The following is a 16,585-nucleotide window of genomic DNA, read 5'->3' on the forward strand; positions in this document are numbered from 1 at the left end:
AACGCGACTACATATTCCACGGCACCCTGGCCACCGCAGCCCTCATCATCTGGCTCCGGGACCTCGCCAAAGAGCCATCAGACACGCCCTAGGGGGCCGCGCGCGGGTCGTACTCCAGCGACCGCCACACCGTCTGGGCCCAGGCAAGCTCGGCCGCGTCCTCGAAGGTGCAGAAGACACCGGCGGCGGAGGCGAGCGGGGAGCCGGCGTCGCTACCGCTACCGTTACCGGATCCGGCCGCCACGGTGAAGCCGTAGAGCTCGTGCCGGGGGCGGCCGTGGTCGGCGGGGGTGAGCCAGAACGCGTACCGCAGGCCGCCGGGGACGGTCTCGGTCAGGCGTTGCGCGGGCAGCTTGTCGGGGGCGCCGTCGAGCAGCACCGCGAGGAAGTCGGCGGGCGCGCGGCCGGGGACGTCGTCCCGCATCAGGTTCACCGCGGCGCTGCGGTCCGGGCCCGCGAAGTGGTCGTAGCCGTCCTCGAAGTACGCGTTGAGTCCGGCGGTCCGCACCACCCACCAGCCGTCGTCGAGGGACGTGCGCACATCGACCGGGAGGGGCATCGGGAAGCGGCTGAGGACGTGGTCGCGGTCCCAGACCTCCTCCAGGAGGCGGGCCGCGGCGGGGGAGTGGCCGGTGACGAGGTAGGGCAGTTCGTCGACGTCCGCGACGCGCGCGGTGACCTCGGCGCCGAGGACGTCCTCGCCCCAGGGCCGGATCACGTTGGCGATCCTGCCCCGGAAGGCGAAGCCGGCGTAGCCCGGCGCCTCCCACAGTTCGTCGGCGCGCCGCAGCGTCGCCTCGTCCACCTCGAGCCACATGCCCAGGACGAGCTCCGTGTCGTGCGTCAGCCGGACGGACAGCAGGCACCGTATGAAGCAACCGGCACCGTCGACCCGGAGCAGAGCGCGTACGGAGAGGTGGTGCCGGGCCTCCTCGGGCACGCCGAGCGCGGCGTCGGGCAGGTTGAAGCCGACGTCGATGCGCCGCGAGTCGTCGAGCGGGTCGCCGCAGCAGGAGCAGGTGGGAAGGTGCGCAGTCACCCGCGCACTCTATGCGTGGCGGGGCTGGTCGCTTCCCGGGGGTCTCGGTCTGCGTCGAGCGCTGGGGGTGGACGCTTCTCGGGGGGTCTCAGCCTGCGTCGGGGCTGCTCGCTTCCCGGGGGTCTCGGTCTGCGCCGGACGCCGGAGCTGGCCACTCTCCAGCGTCTCAGCCGTCCTAGCCGTCTCAGCCCGCGCCCGGGCCGGGCGCCTCTCCGGGAACTCAGCCCCGCGGCCACCTCCGCCGCCCCGTCACCTGCGCGACCGTGTGCTCCCACTCCTCCGTCCCGCCGGGCAGCGGCCAGGCCAGGGTCGGCCGCCGCCCGGCTTCGACGCCGGCGATCAGCCGCGCGAGCTGCGGCCCCGCGGTGACCGTGCCGTCCGGGACGGTGGGGCCGTGGCGGTCGCGGAGCCGGGCGAAGCGTTCCAGTTCGTACGCGTAGAAGTCCGCCGCCCGCTCGAAGCCCGCGGCCAGCTCGTCGTGCGGGAGCGCCCGGTCCAGGTGCAGCAGCGAGGGCTCCAGGTCCTCCGCGACGGCCGCCGCGAGCCGTGCGTGACCGTCCAGGACGAGGTGGCAGTCGAGGCCGCTCACCCACCACAACAGGACGGGCGGCAGCGTCCCTTCGCGTGCCTGCTTGCGGTACGCCTTGACCCTGCCGTCGTCCGGGCCGGGCATCGGTGCCTGGGGCGGCGTCGCCGAGAGGCCCCCGGCGTCAGGACACGGCCGACGCGGACGGCCACGCCACGTCCGTCCGTACCGCCGCCGCGTAGTCGACGCCCGGGACCGAGAATCCGTACAGGCGCCGCACCTCGGCCCGGAACCAGTCCAGGTCGGCCAGGTCCGCGACGGTGCCGGTCGTGGCGGCCTCCCAGCGGGCGGCCACCGCGGCCTGGACCTCGTCGGAGAGCTCCCAGCTGTCGAGGCGGACCCGCCCCTCGTCGTCCACGGTGAGCGGCGCGGCGCCGGTGAGCTGGTCCCAGAGGGCGGCGAGCTGGTCGACCGGCGGGACCATGGCGGCTCCCAGTACGCCGCGCAGCAGGCCCGTGTAGAGGGCGATGCCCGGGATGGCGGTGGACGACTGCGTGACCGCGGCGCCGTTGACCGAGGTCACGGCCCGCCCGCGCACCTCCTTGCCGAGCCGCTCGTCGAGCGCGCGGGCGGTGGCCTCCAGGTGGGCCTTGGCCGCGCCGATGGTGCCCCGGCGGTAGATCGCCGAGGTCAGGGGCGAGCCGATGTACGAGAGCGCGGCGGTGCTGAACCCCTCGGCGAGCAGCCCCCGGACGGCCAGCCGGTCGACCCACCGCTCCCAGTCCGCGCCGCCCATCACCGCGACGGTCTGCTCCACGTCGTCCCCCTCCGCCGGGGCCGTCTCGACCTCGCGCACCTCGCCGGAACCCTGGTCGTCGAAGACCAGGGTCTTGGTGCGGTGGGCCGCGCCGACCGGCTTCAGGACGGAGGCGTACGTGGCCCCGGTGTCCGGGTCCGTACGCCGGGGCGCGGCCACCGAGTAGACGAGGTGGTCGACCCTGCCGCCGAACCGCCGCTCGACGATGTCCGCCACCTGGTCCTTGAGGTCGTCCGAGAACGCGTCGCCGTTCAGGAAGACCAGGTCCCGGCCGGCGGCGCGGGCGAGGTCCGCCGTGGCCGCGGTGCGGTACCAACCGGCCGTGGCGGTACGGCGTTCGGTCGGCGCCTTCTCGAAGGAGACCATGACACCGCGGATCCCGGCACGCTTGAGACCGGCGACCACGGCCGCCAGGCCGTACCCGGCGGAGGACCCGATCACCAGCGCGACCGGCCCGTCCCCCTCGGGCGCGGCCACGGGCCCGGGACAGGCGTCCCACATGTCCGCCACCACTCGCGCGCACCCCGTGGGGTGCGCGTCGAGGAAGAGGAACCCGCGGTTGCGGGGGGTGAGAACGCGCTCGCTCACGATGGCTTTCCTTGCATCGACGGATACGGATCCCGAGGGGCGGCGACGGGCCGCCGGGGATGTACCGCGACCGCCGGCGCACCGGGTGCTGCAAGTCTGTGGTGGGCGGGCGGCGGGACGTGATCCGGCGGGGGACAAGGTTCGCGTACGCGTTTTGGAGCGTCCGGCCACTGTGGACGGGGGCGGCGCGGGGTATCGGGACTTCAGCTGGACCGTCACCCGTCGGTCACTGTTCGGCGCGGGGCTCAGGCATCAGGCCTCATGCCTTCTCGAGTTTGGTGGCTGAGGGCGGGCGGTGGTCCTCGTCGCGGCTCTCCGGGGTGAAGGCGTCGCGGCGGGCCAGGACCACCGACAGGGGCAGGCCCAGCCGCTCGGCCGCGCGTCGGCGCACCCGCACTTGAGCCGGGGTGCGGGGCCGGAACGAGGGGAGCCGCGAGCAGCCGCAGCCCGGTCGGTGATCGTAGGTCAGCCCCTCCGCGAGCACGGTCGCCACGACGGACCAAGCCTTCGCATCGCGTCGCCGGGGCGCGGCGAAGTCATAGCCTGCGTAGACGAGTTGCTCACGACAGTCGGGACAGACGCGCTTCCGGATCGGCCACGCGCTGGTCTTGAAGGAGAGTCGGCACGTGACGCACACGTAGTGCCGGAAGGCGCCGTTGAACGTGTGGTAGCACATGGCCCAAGAGGTTACGCGTCGCCCGCGGGAGGCCTTGCGCCGTGACGTCGGTCCCGTACGGAACGTCATGCCGGCCCCGTACGGAACGTCACGCCCGTCTCGTACGGAACGTCACGCCGGTGACGTACGGAGCGTGAGGAGCCCGCGGAAGGCGAGCATCACGCACAGCGCGAGGGCGATCAGGGCTCCGCTCGTCCACAGCGGCCCGAGCGTCCCGGCCGCCGTGCCGAGGGTGGTCGCGGCGAGGAGGGGGCCGGCGGTGGCGCCGGAGTTGAGCGCGGCCGTCGCGTAGGAACCGCCCATGGTGGGGGCTTCCGAGGCTTCGTAGAGGACCCGCGTGATCAGGGTGCTGCCGAGCGCGAACGACACGGCGCCCTGGAGGAACACGAGGGCGAACAGGGCGGGCGGCCGATCGGCCAGCAGCGCCAGCGTCGGCCAGCCCAGGAGCAGCAGTGGCCCGGTGACCGCGACGACCGCGCCCGGCCGCCGGTCGGACAGGCGCCCGGCGACGGTGACCCCGGCGAGGGAACCGGTGCCGAAGAGCATCAGGGCGAAGGAGACCCATCCTGTGCCCAGACCCGCGGTGCCGGTCACGACGGGGGCGAGGAAGGTGAAGCTCGCGAACGTGGCCGCGTTCACCAGCGCTCCGAGGAGCATTGCCAGGAGCAGTCGTGGGCGCGCGAGTTGGGCGAGTTCGGCGTGGAGGGTCGGTCCGTTGCTGACTGTCGTTCCACCGCTGACTGTCGTGACGACTCCGGCCTCCTCGGCGCGTGTTGCCGGAACCGCTCGCAGGATGCCGAGCGCCGCCGGGAGGCAGAGCGCGGCGACGGCCCAGAAAGCGGCGCGCCAGCCCAGCAACAGGCCGAGTGCCGACCCGCCGGGGACCCCGACGACGGTGGCCACGGTCGTGCCGGACAGCAGTACGGCCAGCGCGCGGCCCTTCTTGTCCGGCGGGACCAGCGCGGCGGCGGTCGTCAGGGCGACGGCGAGGAAGCCCGCGTTGGCGAGGGCGGCCACGATCCGGGTGGCGAACAGGACCGGGAAGCTGGTGGTGACGGCGCCCACGGCGTGGGCGGCGGCGAAGGCGAGGACGAAGCCGAGCAGGCCGGTGCGCCGGGGCCAGTCGCGCGCGAGCGCGGCCACGAGCGGGGCGCCGACGACCATGCCGATCGCGAAGGCGGAGGTGAGGGTGCCCGCCGACGCCAGTGTGACGTCGAGGTCGGCGGCGATGTCCGGCAGGAGTCCGGCGAGCATGAACTCCGAGGTGCCCATGGCGAAGACGGCCATGGCGAGGAGGTAGAGCGGGAGTGGCATCGAGTGCTCCGGGATGAGGAGAGGCACGAGAGGTGGTCATCTCGTCACCCTGGTCAGCCCGGGGCACACGCGTCCGGCCGCGCGGCTCGTCGGCAGCAGCTGAGTGCTACGGACTCAGCGCTGCGGACTCAGTGGTTCAGGGGGCTGACGGGTGACCGAAAGCCCCCACCCTGTCCGACTCGGGACTCGACATGGCCCGCACGCTACCCGACCGCTCCCGGCGGAATCACCTTGATTTCATGGCACGGGCCTGTGGGGTCGGGCGGCGTGTCATCGCACCACCCGGAGACATCAGGACTCGTCGAGGCGGCTGAGGTGCGTCGTCACGTCGTCCGCGAAGCGGGCGAGGAGGCGCACCAGGTCGTCGCGGTCCTGCCGGGGCCAGTCGGCGAGCGCGTCGGCGAACCAGCCGAGCAGGCTGGTGAGGTAGCGGTTGACGGCCTCGGCTCCGGTGTCGGTGAGTTCGATGAGGCGGGCCCGGGCGTCGTGCGGGTCGGGGACGCGGCGGACCAGGCCGCGCTTCTCCAGGGCCTGCACCTGGCGGGTGATGTGCGGGCCCACGACCTGCATCCGTTCGGCGATCTCGCCGACCCGCAGGGGCTTGTCGGCCGTACGGAGGGTGGTCAGCACGCCCAACGAGCCGCGGTCGCGCGCGAGGCCCGCCTGTTCGGCGGCGTGCTCGACGAGGCGACCCCGGGTGACGGCCGCGCTGAGCCGGGTGATCCTCGGCAGCACGGAGAGGAGGTCGGGGCGTGGCTCCGTCGGCTCGGGCATGGGTCCTCCATTTGCATACCTGAGTTAGGTATCTGTACGGTGGGGTGCGACGGCCGCCCTTGTGGGCGACGTCTGCGCTCAATAAAGGTACCTGAGGTACGTATCTTCTCGCGCTCCATGCGTGCGATGCGCTGCATGCGTTCGCCCTGCTCTTCCGACATGCCGACGGGAACGCCCGCCGGGGAATCGAGAGGCCATGAACACCACGTCACGACGCGCCCGTCGCGTACTGATCTCCGGCGCCAGCATCGCGGGCCCCGCGCTCGCGTACTGGCTCGACCGGTACGGATTCGACGTGACCGTCGTCGAGAAGGCCGCCGCCGTCCGGGGCGGCGGCTACGCCATCGACATCCGCGGCACCGCCCGCGAGGTCGTGGACCGCATGGGACTCGCGCCGCGCCTGCGCGCCGCCCACGTCGACACCCGGCGCGTCACCTTCCTCGACACCGCGGGACGGACCGTCGGTTCGCTGCGCCCCGAGCAGATGACCGGCGGCGAGGCCGGTCTCGACCTGGAGGTGCGCCGCGGCGACCTGGCCGACGCGCTCCAGGAACCGCTGCGCGGCCGGGTCGAGTTCCTCTTCGAGGACTCCATCGCGGCGCTGGACGACGACGGCGACGCGGTCCACGTCGTGTTCGACAGCGGCACCCGGCGCACCTTCGACCTCGTGATCGGAGCCGACGGGCTGCACTCCCACACGCGCCGCCTCACACTCGGCCCGGAGGAGCCCTTCCACCACTACCTCGGGCACGTCTTCGCCGGCTTCACCCTCCCCAACGAGTTCGGGCTCGCCCACGAGGGCGTCATCTGGAACGACGTGGGCCGCAGCGCGGTCCTCTACGCCCACGAACCGTCCGACCGCATCCACGGCTTCCTCACCTTCACCCGGGACGTCCCTCCCCTCGACGCCTTCCGCGACCCGGAGGCCCAGCGTGAACTGGTCGCCGCGCGCTTCCCCGAGCAGGTCTGGCACGTACCGCGCCTGGTCGCGGCGATGGGGGACGCCGACGACCTGTTCTTCGACGTCGTCAGCCAGATCCACCTGCCGGCCTGGTCGCACGGGCGCGTGGCCTTCGCCGGTGACGCCGCCCACGCCACCTCGTTCCTCTCCGGACAGGGCTCCAGCGTCGCGCTCGTCGGCGCGTACGTCCTCGCCGGGGAACTGGCCGCGCACACCAACCACGCCGAGGCCTTCACGGCGTACGAGCGGCGGATACGCCCCTTCGCCGAGCGCAACCAGGCGCTGGCCACCGGCGGCGGCACCGTGGTGACCCCCACGACGCGCGAGCAACTGGACGCCCGCAACGCCCTGTTGCGCGACCCGGGCGCCCTGGAGAAGGAACTGGCCACATCGGGCGCCGAGGCGGGCCGGGACGCCCACTCGGACCTGCTGCTCCCGGAGTACGCGTCACTGCGGTGACGGCCGGGCCCGGCCCGCACCCACCGCTACGGAGCGGGCCGGTTCACGCGCCTCCATTCACCTCACGCGCCTCCGTTCACGCGCCCCCGCTCAGTGCACACGCCCCCGTTCATACGACTCCGAGGAAGCCCGGGTCAGTGCCGTCGAACTGGAGACACGCGTCGCGGCTCATGCCGAGGAGCTCCGCCATGGGCACCGCGCGGCGGCTGGTCGCCGACAGGTCCTGGCGGGCCTCGGCCGACCACAGCGGCGGGAAGAACGACAGGCCCTGCCGGCCGTCCAGCGCCGAGACCTCACCGGGCCAGCCGTCCCACCGCAGTTCGCCGTAGAACTCCCGCAGCCCTCCGGAGAAGACCCAGGACAGCCACGCCGAGTGGCCGGCGCCGAAGGCCTCCCAACGGAGCGCGTCAGGGGCGAAGTACAGGACCTCGCCCGGGTCACCGGGCCGACCGACCTCACGCGGATCGCCCCCGTTGAGGACGAACACCCCTCCCAGCACGTCGTACGCGACCACGAGACCGGCACCGGGGCTCCAGGCGGGATCGAACGCCGACGGCATCGCGTTGACCCCGGCCAGCCCCGGGACTCCGCCGTCGCCCGGGCTCCCGAGGATCCGCAGCCAGCCACCGTCCACCACCAGACCGCCGCAGTTCAGTGCGACGCCACCCAGGTTCGACCGCGCGGAGACCCGCAGTTGCAGCAGGGTGGCCCGGGCTGCCACGGGATCGGCGGGCAGCACCTCCACGGGTACGTCGGTGCCGGAGAGTTCCCGGAGGAGGTGCGGCCACGCGGGATCGTCGACGTCGATCAGTTGATGGTCCTCGTACATCTCCGCATCGTCGCACCCGGGCGACCGCCAGCGGGAGCTGCCCCCGCGCGCTCAGAGCCCCGGGGCCGGTCATGGCCACACCCAGAGGGTGTCCCGCTCGGACAGTGCCTCACGCGGACGGTATGAGCGCCCGGGCCCGACTCCGCAGTACCTCGTCCTCGGCGATGATGCGGTTCGCCAGGCCCGAGCGGACGACGCGACGGTCCCCGTCGGCGAGTTCGGCCAGGCGACGCAGGTGGTCCGTACTCCATTCCGTACCCGACGCGGCCGTGTCGAGGGCTTCCAGGGCGTCGCAGGCTCCCGGCGCGTCGGCGTCCCACTCCGCGGAGCGCAACGCCGCATCCGCGAGCGCCGCGTGGTCGAGCCGGGCCGGATCCGCCACCGCCAGGAGCGCCAGGACCGCCGCCGGTGCCTGCTGCGGGTCGTCCAGCACGGCCTCCACGTGCGGGACCAGCGACCGCGCCTCCGGACCCACGGCCGCCGCCGCGCGAGCAGCCCGCACCACCTGCCAGCGTGTCCACGCACCGCCCGCCGCCCGGGCGAAGACCGAAGCCAGCACGGCGACCGTCTCGTCCGCCCTTCCGGTCAGGGACCACAATGCCCGGGCGATCGCCGTGTCCGCGTCCAGCGCGGGCGAGAGGGGCTCCTCAGGGCCGCTGAACGCCGCTCGCAGGGCCGGAACGAGCGCGGCCCCGCGCGGGCCGAGAGGCTCCAAGGCGGTGGCGGCCTCTGCCACGTCGCTTCCGTCGACGCGCAGTTGGTGCTCGATACGGCCCAGCAGGGGGCCGGCGTCGCCGGTGAGGGCGTTCACGGCTTCCGCCGCCTGGAGTGACCCTTTCCCGGCTGCCGCCCGCAGCGCGGCGACGGCCCGCGCGCGGTCTGCGGCCAGGTCACCGTCTGTTCGGGTGCCGGTCAGGACGGACGCGATGGCCCGGGCGGCCTGGCTCGGGTAGTGGGGGAGTGCGGCGCACAGTTCGGGCAGGGCCGGTGCGGCGGACGTGCCCCAGCCCGCGAGCAGGGCGGTCAGGTGCCAGGGCTCGTTCCCGGTCAGGGCCTCGGGTCGGGCGAGGCGTTCGCGTACGGCGTCGAGGAGGGCCGGGTCGAAGGGGAAGGCGGCGTCGGCCGCGTGCAGTCCACCGGCCGCGTCCAGCGCCCGCGGCCGCCGCCCCAGGCCCGCGGTGAGGTGCGGGACCGCTACGGCGGGTGCGACGAGCACGAGCGCCGCGAGCGCCTGGTCGGCCTTGTCGTCGACGTGCTCCGGGTCGCGCCGCGCGACCTCGACGAGCACGTCCGCGACGGGTGCGGCGACCGGGCCCAGCCTGCCGAGCAGGGACGCCATGACGACGACGGACCGCTCGTCGACGGCCGCCGCGCGCAGGCCCTCCAACAGGCGCACCGGTGCGCTGCGGGAGAGCGCACAGGCGCGGTCGGCGGCCCACAGACCCTCGGCCCGCACCTCTGCCCTGCCGTCCCGCAATGCCGCGTCGACGAGCGCGAACGCGGCCTCCCGGTCCTCCTCGCTGCCCCGCTCCACCAAGGCCTCGACGACGTCGGCCAGTGGTTCGGAGCGCCCCAGGTCCAGGTCGGAGCGCAGGTCGTCGGCGGGCAGGAGCGCCAGCATCGTCGTGTGCAGGAGTCCGGTCCACGCGGCGCCCGCGTCGAGGTGCGCGAACACCGCCGCCAGCCGCACCTCGGCAGGCTCGGCCGGCACCAGGACGCCGGCGGCCGCTCCCAGCCCGGCCGCGGCGTCGAGTCGCACGAGCGCGCTCAGCAACTCGACCCGCACGCCGGGCTCGTCCTCCACCGGCCAGCGTGCCCGGAGCACGGGCAGCACGGTGCCGGCAACCCCGGTGTGCGATGCGGCCCAGACAGCCGTACGCCGCACTTCGGGCACCGCGTCGGCCACCAGCGGCAGGAGCAGGGGCAACTGCGCGGCCACGGCGGCACGCACGGACCCCGGCTCCACGCCGTACTCGTCCTCGCTCTCGGCCATACCGCCGAGCAGGGCCAGTACGTCAGCGGTACGGTGACCGGCCGCCGCTATCCCGGCGAGGAACGGCACGGCCTGCGCACTGGCGCCGTACACCGTCCCCTGGTGCAGCACGCACCCGTACAACTCCGACAGCGCCTCGTCGGCCGCGGCCTCATCGGCACCGGCCAGGGCGCGCAGCAGATCGGGCACGTCCTCCGCGCTGCCGTACGCGTGCGAGAAGGAGGCCCAGGGCAGGTTGCTCACGTGGTCGAGCGGCTGTGCGAGTTCCATGCACGCATGGTGACACCCACCACTGACAACGCCGTCTGGACGCCGGACGCCGGACGAGCAGGCAGGAAAAGCAGTGGCCCCGGACCGGAGCCGTCGGCTGGGATGTTCCGATGGAACGCATCGAGGCCGAACTCTTCACCGACGCTGGCAACAACGCCGTCGTGCGCCTGCCCGGGCGGAACTTCCCGGGCGTGCTCGTCCAGGGCGACTCCCTGTCCATCATCAGGGCCGACGTCGCCGAGATCGTCGACCTCGCCGCAAGGGGAGAGGTCGACGAAGCGCACGAGGCCGCGGAGTTTCTCCTCGGTGACCTCGACGGCCTGCTGGAGCGCTACGCCACCGCGCTCCACGCCCACGCGATCCCGCTCCCGTACCACTCAGGCCCGGCAGCCCATCCCACCAACCCCACCGACCGTTAGGACCCCGCCCCGTGTCCCAGTCCGCAGCGACCCCCGTCTCGCTCGTCATCCTCATCGCCACCCGCCCGGGTCTGGGCAAGGAGCAGGTTGCCGCCTTCGAGCGGCTCGCGCCCCTCGTGCGGGCCGAGGAGGGGTGCCTCCAGTACGACATGCACCAGGTCGCCGACGATCCCGACCGCTTCGTCCTCGTCGAGCGCTGGGCCTCGCAGGCGGCGCTCGACGCGCACGACGCCGCCCCGCACATGGTCGAGGCCGATGCCTCGAACCGCGCGTTCCGCGCCGGGCCGGCGCAGGTGCTCCGGCTGGTGGCCGAGCCGTTGGCCTGAGCGGCCACTGTCACTACGTCAGTACGAGCCAGCGGTGGCCGTCGAGGAGTTCGCGTACCGCGTCGAGGTGACCGGCGTGGCACGCGGTCTCCGTGATGACGTGCAGGAGTACGTCACGCAGCGAGTGCAGGTGCGGCTCGCCGAACAGTTCGCGGGGCCAGTACGCAGGCGGCGCGTCGATCGCCGTCGTGGTGATCACCGCGTCCGCGCGCTCGATCTCTCGTCGGTACTGGGCGAACACCTCCGCGGACGCGGTCTCCAATCCGACGGTCCAGCCCTCGTCCCCGTGCGGCAGGCTGTCGATGACGTCCTTGTCGCCGAGGACGACCGCGCCGAACCAGAAGCGCTCGACGTCCAGCGCCAGGTGCTGCACCAGACCCAGGCAGTTCCATCCGGAGGGCAGCACCGGTCGACGCAGCGCCTCCTCGTCCAGGCCTTCGAGGATCCCGAGGACGTGGCGCCGCTGGCCGCTCAGGAAGTGCAGCAGCGCCTCGGCCTCGGTGCGGAGCGCCGGGGTGGTGCCGCTGTTCGTGTCGTCGGTCATCGTCGTCACCCTCAGTATCGGTCTGGGCAGTTGTCGCAAGTCGTCCCGGTGAGTGCTGTACGAGACGGAGACTGCCCGCGCGTGCGGAAGTAACCGGTGCGGCAGGGCGACCGAACCGAACCGAACCCGCATGCCCGTACCGCCCGCCGGACAGACAGGGACGCGGAGACCGTGGGTGTTCAGAGCCCGCCGAGTCCCGGTGGGTCGAAGTTGATCTGGGGTTCGGGCTCGGGCTCAGGGGGGCGGTCCTGGTGCGGCACGACCGGCCTGGGCGCGGGATAGAGCGGGTGGCTGTCCGGCAGCCCATCCAGGCCGATCCAAGCGACCTTGCGCAACATCTTCTCATCCGGCGGAAGTTGGGCGCTCATCGCCCTTTCCACCGCCGCGTGCCCCGCAGCGGTCGGGCCCCACTGTCCGGACGGCCCCTTCCTCGCCTCCCACTCGTCCACCGGGCGTGACCGCGCGTACCAGACCTCCGCGCAGACCAGTGCGACCAGTTGGACGGCGAACGGCAGCCACGCCCCGAACATCAGCGCCGCGAGACCACCCGCCGCGACGAGCGTGATGACGACGGGCGCGCGCAGCCGGTCGATGTCACGCCGCGCCGCCCGCCAGGCCGCGGCCCGGGGCGCGCCGGACGGAATGCCCTCGGGCAGCCCGAGCTCACGGAACAGCCCGTCCACGACCAGGCGTTCGTGCAGCACGGGAAACGGGTCGTCCTTCCAGCCGCAGAGGTGGACGTACGGGGGGAGGTTGCCCCGGCGCGTGTCGAGCAACTTCAGCAGCAACGTCTCGGCCTCGTCGCGCGGAACGGCGTCGACGACCCGGAAGTCGTAGCCCGAGTACTGCTTTTCGACCAGGGCCAGCCGCCCCTCGGCGTGCATGCGCACCAGCGCGGCGGCGAGCACGAAGCCGCCGCTGAGTTCACGGCGCAAGTACCCAAGTTCGTACAGGTCGAGTCCCTGCTCCGGTGGCCGCACGGGTCCCGCGGTCGCCGCGAGCGCCGCCCGTGCCCGCGTGAGCGTGTGCCGGAAGCGCACCACGACGGCGACGGACAGCACCACCAGCAGGGCCCCCACTGCCGTGCCGACCCAACTTCCGATCGCGTCCACTCCGCCGCCCCTCATGCGTTGGATCCGCTCCGGTGCTGCTCCACCCGCTCTACGCGCTCTACCCGTGTCGCTCGCCGGGCACGCGTCGGGCCCGGGTCGCGGATCCGTGTCTTGGCCATGCTTCGCGCGCGTTCACGCGCTGGAGTCATCGATCACCACGAACCGCGGCCGTCTTGCGCGAAGTGGTGTTCTTTCCGCCGATCAGGCTAGAAGCCGGGGGAACGGAGCGAGAAGTCGTGGAGCGTGAACCGGATGTGCGAACGGGCTCCGGGCCGCGCGAGGTCGAAGACGGGGAGCGGAACGCATGACGGAGCACGCGGGCCATGGGCACGCACAGCGTCAAGCCCACGGGCAAGCGCAGGAGTACGTCCGCGAGTACAGGGTCGCGGGCCCGGGCGACGGCCCCTACGCGCTCACCACCGGACCTGACGGCGCCCTGTGGTTCACCCTGGTGCACAGCGGCGGGATCGGCCGGCTGGTCCCTGGGGAGGTGCCCGTCGTCCATCAACTCGCGCCGGACTGCGGCCCGTCGGTCGTCTGCGCCGGGCCGGACGGCGCGTTGTGGTTCACGCAGTACCGGGCGCACCGGATCGGACGGATCACGACGGCGGGCGAGGTGACGGAGTTCGCGCTGCCGACCGAAGAGTGCGCCCCCTTCGGGATCGCCGCAGGCCCCGACGGTGCCCTGTGGTTCACCGAGATGAACAGCGACCGCATCGGGCGCCTGGGCACTGACGGGACGGTCACGGAGTACCGGCTACCGCTGAGCAGCGCGTTCCCCTCCGCCATCGCCGGCGACCAGACGTCGATGTGGTTCACGATGAACCAGGCCGACGCCCTCGGCCGCATCGACATGGACGGGACCGTCACCGTCCACGAACTGCCCACCGCGGGCGCGGCACCGGTCGGCATCGCGACGGGTCCGGACGGCAGTGTCTGGTGGACCGAGATCGCCGCGGGGCAGATCGGACGGTTGACGCCGGAGGGGAGGCTCACCGAGTACCCGCTGCCCGACCGCGCGGCCCGGCCCCACGGGATCGCCGTCGACACCTCGGGTACGGCCTGGTTCACCGAATGGGGCGGCAACAGGATCGGAAGGGTCACCCCGGACGGCAGGTTCAGCCACTACGAACTCCCCACCCCTGAAAGCGAACCCCATGGCATCGCGGTGGGACCGGACGGTGCGGTGTGGACGGCGCTGGAGACCGGGGCGCTGGCCCGGGTCGCCGTGGACGACCGCCCGGCGGACGGCAGCTGAACGGGAGCCGTGAGCCTTGCTGGAGTTCCGGAGTGTCGACATCACGAAGCGCCGGGGTCGAGAAGTGCGCGGGGGAGCGGCCGCGCTTGACCTCAACAGCGATCGAGGTTGAACGATCAGGGGAGTCCACGCCGACGGCGCCGACCCGTAGGGCCCGGCAGGCCCGGCAGAACCGGAAAGGGCCGCCCACCAGGGCCGGCCCCGACACCCCTGGGAGTACGTGATGAGAGTCGTCCGAGTGCACCGCTTCGGAGGTCCCGAGGAACTGGTCCTCGGCGACGCGCCCGAACCCGTACCGGAGGCCGGGGAGGTACTCGTCGAGGTGGCCGTCGCGGGAATGTCGTTCATCGAGACGCAGATGCGGCGCGGTACCGACCCCTGGCACGCGAAGCCCCCGCTGCCGTACGTCCCCGGGGGCCTGGTGGCGGGTCGTGTGGGGGCCGTCGGCCCGGGCGGCGACCCCGCGTGGCTCGGCCGTCGTGTCGTGGCCCCCACCGGCGGTGACGGCCTGACGGGCGGCTTCGCGGAGCGGGCCGTCGCGCCCGCCGCCGCCCTGTTCCCCGTACCCGACGGCCTCGAACTGCCGGAGGCGCTGGCGTTGTACGGCGACGGCGCGACGGCCCGGGGCCTGGTCGAACGGGCGGCGGTCCAGCCGGGCGAGTGGGTCCTGGTGGAAGCGGCCGCCGGCGGCGTCGGCAGCCTCCTGGTGCAGCTCGCCCGGGCTGCCGGGGCGAGGGTCGTCGGAGCCGCCAGGGGTGAGCGGAAGCTGCGCGCCGTCGAGGAGTTGGGCGCGGAGGTCGCCGTCGACTACTCGGCCGCCGACTGGGCCGGGCAGGTGCGGGCGGCCACCGGCGGGGAGGGCGTGGACCTCGTGTTCGACGGGGTGGGCGGCGAGGTCGGCCGTACGGCCTTCGGCCTGACGCGGCGCGGCGGCCGCTTCTCCGTCCACGGCGCGTCCAGCCGTGAAGTGACCGAGGTGGACGCGGACGTGGCGGGGCGGCGGGGCGTCGAGGTGATCGGCGTCGAGCAGCTCTTCGACTTCGGCCAGCACGTCACGAGGTGGGCGGGAGAAGCAATGGATCTGGCCGTGGCGGGCACCGTACGACCGCTCATCGGGCAGACCTTCCCGCTGGAGCGCGCGGCCGACGCGCACGCCGCGATCGAGGGCCGGACCACCCTGGGGAAGACCCTGCTGGTGCTCTGAGGCCCTGGTGCTCCGGTGCCTTGGTGCCCTGAGGACTTGAGGGCTGAGGCCCTGGGCCCGAGGTCGGCGGCCCGGCCGGTGCACCGATCCGCTGGCACCGGCCGTCGGTCCTCCGGTCCTCCGTGGTCCTGCTGATGCTCAACGAGCGCCGACCGTGCCCTCCGCCTCCTGAACCTCCTGCACGGCTTGTACGGTCCGTGCTGCCTGTACGGGAGCGGGCGCCGCGCCCTGCGCACCCGGGCCTTCCTCGGTGCGCTGCGGCTGCCCCGCCAGGGCGCGCGCCCGCTTGCCGCCGTCCGAGACGTTGTGCAGACCGTACGAGCCGGGCTTGCCCGCCTCGCCCGACAGGTGCTTCAGGGTGCCCGCGCACACCATCTCCTTGACGCGCGCGCCGAGCCGGCCGTCGATGTGGAACCCCACGGCGACGTCGTTGCGCCGCGCGAACTGGAAGATGCCGGTGGCCCGCCCGAGGCTGATGCACTGGCCGGCGAAGAACGTGTTGAGGGCCGCGACCCGTTCCCCCGCGACGCGGCTCAGCACCGTGTCTGCGGCCCGCGCGCCCAGCGGGATCGCGGCCTGGCAGCTCATCCGCAGCGGCAGGTCCGACGGCGCGGCCGAGTCCCCGGCTGCCACGATGCGGTCGTCGTCCACGCTGGTCAGCGTCTCGTCGGTGAGCAGGCGGCCCAGCGCGTCCGTGCTCAGCCCGCTGCGCGCGGCCAGGTCAGGGACGCCGAACCCGGCGCTCCAGATGGTCACGCCGCTGGCCAGCTCGCGGCCGTCGGTGAGGCGCACCGAGTCGCGGGTCACCTCGCTCACCTCGGCCCCGGCCCCCTGGAGCACGGTCACGCCGAGCGCGGCCAGGCGACGGGCCACGGCGCGGCGGCCCCGCGCGTGCAGGTACGGGCCGAGCACCTTGCCGCAGACCAGGGTCACGGTCCGGCCCGCCTCGGCGAGCTCGGCGGCGGTCTCGATGCCGGTGGGACCGGCACCGACGACCGTCACCGTCGCCCCGGCGGGAGCGGCGTCGACGGCGGCCCGCAGGCTGGTGGCCTCCTCGAAGGAGGTGAGCGGCAGCGCGAACTCCGCCGCGCCCGGCACGCGCGGGTCGGCGCTGCCGCTGCCGACCGCGTACACCAGGTAGTCGTACGCGAGCGTCCCGCCCCCGGTCAGCTCGACGGTGCGCCCGGCCGCGTCGATGCGCGCCACGCTGTCGACCACCCGGCGCACCCCGTCGGCCAGCACGGCCCGGAAGTCGGTGACCGCGTCGTCGGTGCCGCCCACCAGCTGGTGGAGCCGGACGCGCTCGACGAACTCGGCACGCGGGTTGACGAGGGTGACGGCGACGCCCTCGCGCCGGGTGAGCCGGTTGGCGGCCATCACGCCGGCGTAGCCGCCGCCGATGACGAGCACGTGGACCGGAGCGGCGGTGCCGCCCGTGCGGATGACGGGAGTGGTGTCGGTGTGCTTGTCCGCAGC

General features: G+C 73.5%; 16 protein-coding genes. 5 read left to right on the plus strand and 11 right to left on the minus strand.

Annotated elements, in window-relative coordinates:
* Positions 1-88 precede the first annotated feature (88 nt).
* From ABT160_RS27000 to ABT160_RS27025, 6 genes are all read right to left on the minus strand, one after another.
* The gene (locus ABT160_RS27000) at positions 89-1,039 is read right to left on the minus strand and encodes a DUF2199 domain-containing protein (protein ID WP_351650405.1); all 951 of its coding nucleotides are present in this window, start codon (positions 1,037-1,039) and stop codon (positions 89-91) included.
* Positions 1,040-1,259: 220 nt separating this feature from the next.
* Positions 1,260-1,712, minus strand: a complete 453-nt coding sequence (locus ABT160_RS27005) for a hypothetical protein (protein ID WP_351650406.1) — start codon at positions 1,710-1,712, stop codon at positions 1,260-1,262.
* Between the two features lie 37 nt (positions 1,713-1,749).
* Positions 1,750-2,970: an enoyl-[acyl-carrier-protein] reductase FabV gene (fabV, locus tag ABT160_RS27010; protein ID WP_351650407.1), complete on the minus strand. Its 1,221-nt coding sequence runs from the start codon at positions 2,968-2,970 to the stop codon at positions 1,750-1,752.
* 259 nt (positions 2,971-3,229) lie between these two features.
* The gene (locus tag ABT160_RS27015; protein ID WP_351650408.1) at positions 3,230-3,646 is read right to left on the minus strand and encodes a hypothetical protein; all 417 of its coding nucleotides are present in this window, start codon (positions 3,644-3,646) and stop codon (positions 3,230-3,232) included.
* 111 nt (positions 3,647-3,757) lie between these two features.
* The gene (locus tag ABT160_RS27020) at positions 3,758-4,960 is read right to left on the minus strand and encodes a Cmx/CmrA family chloramphenicol efflux MFS transporter (RefSeq protein WP_351650409.1); all 1,203 of its coding nucleotides are present in this window, start codon (positions 4,958-4,960) and stop codon (positions 3,758-3,760) included.
* 291 nt (positions 4,961-5,251) lie between these two features.
* On the minus strand, positions 5,252-5,734 hold the full coding sequence (locus ABT160_RS27025) for a MarR family winged helix-turn-helix transcriptional regulator (protein ID WP_351650410.1): 483 nt from the start codon (positions 5,732-5,734) through the stop codon (positions 5,252-5,254).
* 196 nt (positions 5,735-5,930) lie between these two features.
* Between ABT160_RS27025 and ABT160_RS27030 the strand changes: the two genes are divergently transcribed.
* Positions 5,931-7,154, plus strand: coding sequence for an FAD-dependent monooxygenase (locus tag ABT160_RS27030; RefSeq protein WP_351650411.1), 1,224 nt, complete (start codon positions 5,931-5,933; stop codon positions 7,152-7,154).
* 109 nt (positions 7,155-7,263) lie between these two features.
* On the opposite strand, the gene ABT160_RS27035 is transcribed toward ABT160_RS27030, so the two are convergent.
* Complete coding sequence (locus ABT160_RS27035; protein ID WP_351650412.1) at positions 7,264-7,983, minus strand: DUF2625 family protein; 720 nt, start codon at positions 7,981-7,983, stop codon at positions 7,264-7,266.
* Positions 7,984-8,092: 109 nt separating this feature from the next.
* Positions 8,093-10,246, minus strand: a complete 2,154-nt coding sequence (locus tag ABT160_RS27040; protein WP_351650413.1) for a hypothetical protein — start codon at positions 10,244-10,246, stop codon at positions 8,093-8,095.
* Positions 10,247-10,356: 110 nt separating this feature from the next.
* Between ABT160_RS27040 and ABT160_RS27045 the strand changes: the two genes are divergently transcribed.
* Together ABT160_RS27045 and ABT160_RS27050 are read left to right on the plus strand one after the other, a co-directional pair.
* The gene (locus ABT160_RS27045) at positions 10,357-10,665 is read left to right on the plus strand and encodes a DUF6959 family protein (RefSeq protein WP_351650414.1); all 309 of its coding nucleotides are present in this window, start codon (positions 10,357-10,359) and stop codon (positions 10,663-10,665) included.
* Positions 10,666-10,676: 11 nt separating this feature from the next.
* Positions 10,677-10,991, plus strand: coding sequence for a putative quinol monooxygenase (locus ABT160_RS27050; RefSeq protein ID WP_351650415.1), 315 nt, complete (start codon positions 10,677-10,679; stop codon positions 10,989-10,991).
* 13 nt (positions 10,992-11,004) lie between these two features.
* Here ABT160_RS27050 and ABT160_RS27055 read toward each other — a convergent pair whose 3' ends face one another.
* Positions 11,005-11,535: a DinB family protein gene (locus ABT160_RS27055; protein WP_351650417.1), complete on the minus strand. Its 531-nt coding sequence runs from the start codon at positions 11,533-11,535 to the stop codon at positions 11,005-11,007.
* A gap of 179 nt (positions 11,536-11,714) precedes the next feature.
* Complete coding sequence (locus ABT160_RS27060; RefSeq protein ID WP_351650418.1) at positions 11,715-12,647, minus strand: hypothetical protein; 933 nt, start codon at positions 12,645-12,647, stop codon at positions 11,715-11,717.
* Between the two features lie 304 nt (positions 12,648-12,951).
* Between ABT160_RS27060 and ABT160_RS27065 the strand changes: the two genes are divergently transcribed.
* Positions 12,952-13,905 carry a Vgb family protein gene (locus tag ABT160_RS27065; protein ID WP_351650419.1) on the plus strand — a complete coding sequence of 318 codons (954 nt, stop codon included), beginning with the start codon at positions 12,952-12,954 and terminating at the stop codon, positions 13,903-13,905.
* A gap of 223 nt (positions 13,906-14,128) precedes the next feature.
* Positions 14,129-15,109, plus strand: a complete 981-nt coding sequence (locus tag ABT160_RS27070; protein ID WP_351650421.1) for a zinc-binding dehydrogenase — start codon at positions 14,129-14,131, stop codon at positions 15,107-15,109.
* Between the two features lie 138 nt (positions 15,110-15,247).
* Here the strand turns inward: ABT160_RS27070 and ABT160_RS27075 are convergent, their stop codons facing one another.
* Positions 15,248-16,486 carry an NAD(P)/FAD-dependent oxidoreductase gene (locus tag ABT160_RS27075; RefSeq protein ID WP_502984308.1) on the minus strand — a complete coding sequence of 413 codons (1,239 nt, stop codon included), beginning with the start codon at positions 16,484-16,486 and terminating at the stop codon, positions 15,248-15,250.
* Between the last annotated feature and the right edge of the window lie 99 nt (positions 16,487-16,585).

This window comes from Streptomyces sp. NPDC001941 (genome assembly GCF_040296945.1).
GTDB lineage: Bacteria > Actinomycetota > Actinomycetes > Streptomycetales > Streptomycetaceae > Streptomyces.

Excerpts from the sequence above, each read along its gene's own strand:
- ABT160_RS27020 (WP_351650409.1), bottom strand. The coding sequence starts at position 4,960 with ATGCCACTCCCGCTCTACCTCCTCGCCATGGCCGTCTTCGCCATGGGC.
- ABT160_RS27030 (WP_351650411.1), top strand. The coding sequence starts at position 5,931 with ATGAACACCACGTCACGACGCGCCCGTCGCGTACTGATCTCCGGCGCC.
- ABT160_RS27015 (WP_351650408.1), bottom strand. The coding sequence starts at position 3,646 with ATGTGCTACCACACGTTCAACGGCGCCTTCCGGCACTACGTGTGCGTC.
- ABT160_RS27035 (WP_351650412.1), bottom strand. The coding sequence starts at position 7,983 with ATGTACGAGGACCATCAACTGATCGACGTCGACGATCCCGCGTGGCCG.
- ABT160_RS27040 (WP_351650413.1), bottom strand. The coding sequence starts at position 10,246 with ATGGAACTCGCACAGCCGCTCGACCACGTGAGCAACCTGCCCTGGGCC.
- ABT160_RS27075 (WP_502984308.1), bottom strand. The coding sequence starts at position 16,486 with ATGGCCGCCAACCGGCTCACCCGGCGCGAGGGCGTCGCCGTCACCCTC.
- ABT160_RS27070 (WP_351650421.1), top strand. The coding sequence starts at position 14,129 with ATGAGAGTCGTCCGAGTGCACCGCTTCGGAGGTCCCGAGGAACTGGTC.
- ABT160_RS27055 (WP_351650417.1), bottom strand. The coding sequence starts at position 11,535 with ATGACCGACGACACGAACAGCGGCACCACCCCGGCGCTCCGCACCGAG.
- ABT160_RS27005 (WP_351650406.1), bottom strand. The coding sequence starts at position 1,712 with ATGCCCGGCCCGGACGACGGCAGGGTCAAGGCGTACCGCAAGCAGGCA.
- ABT160_RS27025 (WP_351650410.1), bottom strand. The coding sequence starts at position 5,734 with ATGCCCGAGCCGACGGAGCCACGCCCCGACCTCCTCTCCGTGCTGCCG.
- ABT160_RS27065 (WP_351650419.1), top strand. The coding sequence starts at position 12,952 with ATGACGGAGCACGCGGGCCATGGGCACGCACAGCGTCAAGCCCACGGG.
- ABT160_RS27045 (WP_351650414.1), top strand. The coding sequence starts at position 10,357 with ATGGAACGCATCGAGGCCGAACTCTTCACCGACGCTGGCAACAACGCC.